Origin of the sequence: Pseudomonas sp. A-1 (assembly GCF_004801855.1) — a bacterium.
In the GTDB taxonomy this organism is placed as follows: domain Bacteria; phylum Pseudomonadota; class Gammaproteobacteria; order Pseudomonadales; family Pseudomonadaceae; genus Geopseudomonas.
Map to the genome: position 1 here is coordinate 1 of NZ_SSTC01000151.1, position 5,245 is coordinate 5,245.

Below are 5,245 nucleotides of genomic sequence, written 5' to 3' on the forward strand. Positions count from 1 at the left end.
CGGCGGCGCGGGCGGCCAGCGCCGCCGGCAGCACGCCGCGCACGGCGCGCAGGGCGCCGGAGAGGGCCAGCTCGCCGAGGCACTCGAGGTTTTCCAGGCTGGCGGCGGGCAGCTGGCCGCTGGCGGCGAGGATGCCGAGGGCGATGGCCAGGTCGAAGCGGCCGCCGTCCTTGGGCAGGTCGGCGGGGGCCAGGTTGAGGGTGATGCGCCGGCTGGGGTAGTCGAAGCCGCAGCTCTGGATCGCGCTGCGCACGCGGTCCTTGCTTTCGCGCACGGCGGTTTCCGGCAGGCCGACCAGGGTCAGCGAGGGCAGGCCGTTGGCCAGGTGGGCCTCGACGCTGACGGCGGGGGCGTCGATGCCGAGCTGGGCACGGCTGTGGACGATGGCGAGGGACATGATCGCTCCTTGATCGGGTGTCCCGGGGCGGCGCTTACGGCTGCGGCGGCTCCAGGCGGGCTTCCAGTTCGGCGACCCGGGCCTCGAGGGCCTCCAGGCGCGCGCGGGTGCGGGCCAGTACCGCCATCTGCGCGTCGAATTCGTCGCGGCCGACCAGGTCGAGTCTGGCGAAGGCGCCCTGCAGCAGGGCCTTGAACTGGGCCTCCAGTTCGGGGCGCGGCAGCGGCGAGTCGGCGCCGAACAGGCGGCTGGTCTGGCTGGCGAGAAGGTCGAGAACGGCTTTGGGCGGCAGCATGGCGGTCTTCCATCAACGGGAGCGGCCAGTCTAGCAAAGGCGTCGTCGCACCTGCGACGTGCGCGCAGGGCAGCGACGTTCCAGAGGGGTGCGTGGCGGCGCGCCGGCTGCGCACTTTCATGGTGCGTTCCGCTGTGGGAATGGTGGCGCGCTGGGCGTTTTTTGCCCTTCGTTGTGGGCGTTGCGCACTGTTGTGGTGCAAAAAACGGCGGCGGTCCCCCTGGCGCGCCCGGGTGGCGGGATAACTCCCTGAAAAAACAGCAAATGCGAAAAGCTGGCAAGGATTCTGCTTATGCCTGTACAGCCGGTGCCCGGGTGCAAGAGCGTCGGGCAGGGCGAGGCAGGGGAGTGCTTCGCCAGCAGCCGCCGGCCGACGTTGAATCCAGCCTGCGCGGCGTCTGCCACCTGTTACAAACGTCGGACTCTGCGCTTAGACTTGTCATGGGTTCGTTGTTCCTGGGGCAAGTCCACCATTACGGGAGAAACTTTCATGAAGCTAGTCACCGCCATCATCAAGCCGTTCAAGCTCGACGACGTGCGCGAGTCGCTGTCGGAAATCGGCGTGCAGGGCATTACCGTCACCGAGGTCAAGGGCTTCGGCCGTCAGAAGGGCCACACCGAGCTGTATCGCGGCGCCGAATACGTCGTCGACTTCCTGCCCAAGGTGAAGATCGAGGTGGCCGTCGCCGACGACCAGCTGGACTCGGTCATCGACGCCATCACCAAGGCGGCCAACACCGGCAAGATCGGTGACGGCAAGATCTTCGTGGTCAACCTGGAGCAGGCCATCCGCATCCGTACCGGCGAAACCGGCACCGACGCGATCTAACCGCACCGCGCTACCTACTACTCCACCGAACCCCAACGCCCCAGGAGTAACACATGACTCTGCGCAAGATCGCAGGGCTAGGAGCCCTATTGTCTGTCGTCAGCCCGGGCCTGGCCCTGGCGGCCGAAGGAGCGACCCTGAACAGCGGCGACACAGCCTGGATGCTGACCGCCACGGCTCTGGTCCTGTTCATGACCATTCCCGGTCTGGCCCTGTTCTATGGCGGCATGGTCCGCTCCAGAAACATTCTTTCGGTGATGATGCAGTGCTTCGCCATCACCGGCCTGATGAGCATCCTCTGGTTCGTCTACGGCTACAGCCTGGCCTTCGACACCACCGGCATGGAGGCTGGAGTGACCAACTTCAGCTCCTTCGTCGGTGGCCTTTCCAACCTGTTCCTCGGCAAGCTGACCAAGGAGGCCCTGATCGGCGCCTTCCCGGAAAGCGTGTTCGTCACCTTCCAGATGACCTTCGCGATCATCACCCCGGCGCTGATCGTCGGCGCCTTCGCCGAGCGCATGAAGTTCTCCGCCATGCTGATCTTCATGACCGTGTGGTTCACCCTGGTCTACGCGCCGATCGCGCACATGGTGTGGGCCGGTGACGGCGCGCTGATGTGGGACTGGGGCGTGCTCGACTTCGCCGGCGGCACCGTGGTGCACATCAACGCCGGTATCGCCGGCCTGGTGGCCTGCATCGTGCTGGGCAAGCGCAAGGGCTACCCGACCACCCACATGGCGCCGCACAACCTCGGCTACACCCTGATGGGCGCCGCCATGCTGTGGGTCGGCTGGTTCGGCTTCAACGCCGGCTCGGCGATCGCCGCCAACGACACCGCCGGCATGGCCATGCTGGTGACCCAGATCGCCACCGCCGCCGCCGCGCTGGCCTGGATGTTCGCCGAGTGGCTCACCCACGGCAAACCCAGCGCGCTGGGCATCGCCTCTGGCGTGGTCGCCGGCCTGGTCGCCATCACTCCGGCCGCCGGCACCGCCGGCCCGGCGGGCGCCCTGGTGATCGGCCTGGTGTCCGGCGTGGTGTGCTTCTTCTGCGCCACCAGCCTCAAGCGCAAGCTCGGCTACGACGATTCGCTGGACGCCTTCGGCGTGCACGGCGTCGGCGGCATCGTCGGCGCCATCCTCACCGGCGCCTTCGCGGCACCGGCCCTGGGCGGCTTCGGCGAGGTGGAGAACATCGGCCTGCAGCTGTGGATCCAGCTCAAGGGCGTGCTGTTCACCGTGGTCTACACCGCCATCGTCACCTTCGTGATCCTCAAGGTGGTCGACATGGTCGTCGGTCTGCGCGTCAGCGAGGAGCAGGAGACCGTCGGTCTCGACCTGTCCGAGCACAACGAGCGCGGCTACAACCTCTGAGGACGTAGCGGGCGCCCGGGAAACCGGGCGCCCGCCCAGCGGCGCGCCAGCGCCCCCGGCAAAAGGCTTTTGTCATGGATACCAATGCTCTGATTCCGCTCCAGTATGCGCTGGACACCTTCTACCTGCTGCTCTGCGGCGCCCTGGTCATGTGGATGGCCGCCGGCTTCGCGATGCTCGAGGCCGGTCTGGTGCGCGCCAAGAACACCACCGAAATCCTCACCAAGAACGTCACCCTGTACGCCGTGGCCTGCGTGATGTACCTGCTGGTCGGCTACCACATCATGTACTCCAGCCCCGAAGGCGGCTTCCTGCCGAGCCTGGGCTTCCTGATCGGCGACGAGCACGCCGTCGACCTGGTCGCCGCCGGCGGCGACGACGCCCCCGCCTACGCCAAGCGCGCCGACTTCTTCTTCCAGGTGGTGTTCGTCGCCACCGCCATGTCGATCGTCTCCGGTGCGGTGGCCGAGCGCATGAAGCTGCTGGCCTTCCTCGCCTTCGCGGTGGTGATGACCGGCTTCATCTACCCGGTCCAGGGCTACTGGAAGTGGGGCACCGGCTTCCTCAACCAGGCCGGCTTCCTCGACTTCGCCGGCTCCGGCGTGGTGCACCTGTGCGGCGCCACCGCGGCCCTGGCCGGCGTCCTGCTGCTCGGCGCGCGGCGCGGCAAGTACGGAGCCAACGGCCAGGTCAACGCCATCCCCGGCGCCAACCTGCCGCTGGCGACCCTGGGCGCGCTGATCCTGTGGTTCGGCTGGTTCGGCTTCAACGGCGGCTCGCAGCTCGCCATCAGCAGCATCGAGAACGCCAACGCGGTCGCCTCGGCCTTCGTCAACACCAACATGGCCGCGGCCGGCGGCATGCTCGCCGCGCTGATCGTCGCGCGCCTGCTGTTCGGCAAGTTCGACCTGACCATGGCCCTCAACGGCGCCCTGGCCGGCCTGGTGGCGATCACCGCCGAGCCGGTGACCCCGTCGGCGCTGGCCGCCGTGCTGATCGGCGGCGTGGGTGGCGTGCTGGTGGTGGTCGGCGTGCTGACCCTCGACAAGCTGAAGATCGACGACCCGGTGGGCGCCATCTCCGTGCACGGCCTCGGCGGCCTGTGGGGCCTGCTGGCGGTGCCGCTGACCAACGACGCGGGCAGCTTCGCCGCCCAGCTGCTCGGCATCGTCTGCATCTTCGGCTGGGTGTTCGCCGCCAGCCTGGTGATGTGGGGCATCCTCAAGGCGCTGATCGGCCTGCGCGTCGACGCCGAGGACGAGTACACCGGCGTGGACATCGCCGAATGCGGCATGGAGGCCTACCCGGAGTTCACTCGCAAGAGCTGATCCGCGGGGCTGCCGCAGACGCGACGAGGGGCACCTGCGGGTGCCCTTTGCTTTTTCTCGCGGCACGCTAGAATGCGCGCAAACGGGCCGGCCCGCCCTCCCGGCCCCGCCGCAGCGGGGCGACGGCGGGGGTGGGGCCGGCAAATCTGCACCGGCGGCGCGCACGGGCGACGTGGCTGGGCTATATACACTCTGCTTTGAACAGCAGCATGGGGTTGATCATGAGCGAAGAAGATCTCGAACAGGACGAGCTGGAGGGCGCCGAGGAGGCGGAGGAAGAGCTGGGCGCCGCCCCGGACGACGATGGCGACGGCGACGACGAGGTGGCAGCCCCGGTCGCCAAGAAGACCAAGAAGGAGGCCGAGCCCGAGGAGCTGCCCTCCATCGAGGCCAAGCAGAAGGAGCGCGACGCGCTGGCCAGGGCGATGGAGGAGTTCCTCGCCCGCGGTGGCAAGGTGCAGGAAATCGAATCCAACGTGGTTGCCGACCCGCCGAAGAAGCCGGACAGCAAGTACGGCAGCCGCCCCATCTGATCCACGCGATCGCTGGCTGGCGCAAGGGCGATCCCGGAGTGTCCGGGATCGCCCTTTTCCGTTTTCAGAGGCTGCGCAGCGGGTAGCTGAGCAGCAGGAAGTGCGCGAGGTTGACCGCGCCGTGCAGCAGCACCGCCGGCCACAGCCGGCCGGACAGCTGCAGCAGCCAGCCGTAGCCGAGCCCGGCCACGGTGGCGACCACGGCGAAGCCGATGCTGAACGGCGCGTGGGCCAGGCCGAACAGCAGGGCGGTCAGGGCGATGCCGCGCGCGGCGCCGAGGCGCGCGACCAGCGCGCCCTGCAGCAGGGCGCGGAACAGCAGCTCCTCGGCCAGCGCCGTCACCCCGAGATTCACCGCCAGCCAGACCGCCAGCTCCGGCGGCCACTTCGGCTGCCAGGCCGCCACGCCGAGGGCCAGGGCCAGCGCCGGTACCGCCAGCAGGGTGGCCAGGGCGCACAGCCAGGCCGCATGCGGCCGCGCCGGACGCGG

7 protein-coding genes are annotated in these 5,245 nt (G+C 68.8%); 4 read left to right on the forward strand and 3 right to left on the reverse strand.

Annotated features, from left to right (window positions below):
• A partial coding sequence (locus tag E5198_RS20195; protein WP_305956079.1) for a magnesium chelatase domain-containing protein occupies positions 1-397 on the reverse strand: 397 nt, incomplete at its 3' end.
• A 34-nt stretch (positions 398-431) separates the two neighbouring features.
• Positions 432-692 carry an accessory factor UbiK family protein gene (locus E5198_RS20200; protein WP_136491709.1) on the reverse strand — a complete coding sequence of 87 codons (261 nt, stop codon included), beginning with the start codon at positions 690-692 and terminating at the stop codon, positions 432-434.
• A gap of 490 nt (positions 693-1,182) precedes the next feature.
• On the opposite strand from E5198_RS20200, the gene glnK reads away from it, so the two are divergent.
• The 4 genes from glnK to sutA all read left to right on the forward strand — a co-directional run bounded on the left by glnK (position 1,183) and on the right by sutA (position 4,755).
• Entirely contained in the window at positions 1,183-1,521 is a 339-nt protein-coding gene (gene glnK, locus E5198_RS20205) for a P-II family nitrogen regulator (protein WP_136491710.1), read from the forward strand.
• 53 nt (positions 1,522-1,574) lie between these two features.
• Complete coding sequence (locus tag E5198_RS20210; RefSeq protein WP_136491711.1) at positions 1,575-2,894, forward strand: ammonium transporter; 1,320 nt, start codon at positions 1,575-1,577, stop codon at positions 2,892-2,894.
• Positions 2,895-2,968: 74 nt separating this feature from the next.
• Positions 2,969-4,222 (forward strand): ammonium transporter, encoded by a 1,254-nt coding sequence (locus E5198_RS20215; RefSeq protein WP_136491712.1) that lies wholly within the window; start codon positions 2,969-2,971, stop codon positions 4,220-4,222.
• A gap of 221 nt (positions 4,223-4,443) precedes the next feature.
• Positions 4,444-4,755 carry a transcriptional regulator SutA gene (gene sutA, locus E5198_RS20220; RefSeq protein WP_136491713.1) on the forward strand — a complete coding sequence of 104 codons (312 nt, stop codon included), beginning with the start codon at positions 4,444-4,446 and terminating at the stop codon, positions 4,753-4,755.
• 64 nt (positions 4,756-4,819) lie between these two features.
• Here the strand turns inward: sutA and E5198_RS20225 are convergent.
• The coding region (locus tag E5198_RS20225; protein WP_136491714.1) for a CPBP family intramembrane glutamic endopeptidase at positions 4,820-5,245 on the reverse strand (426 nt) is incomplete at its 5' end.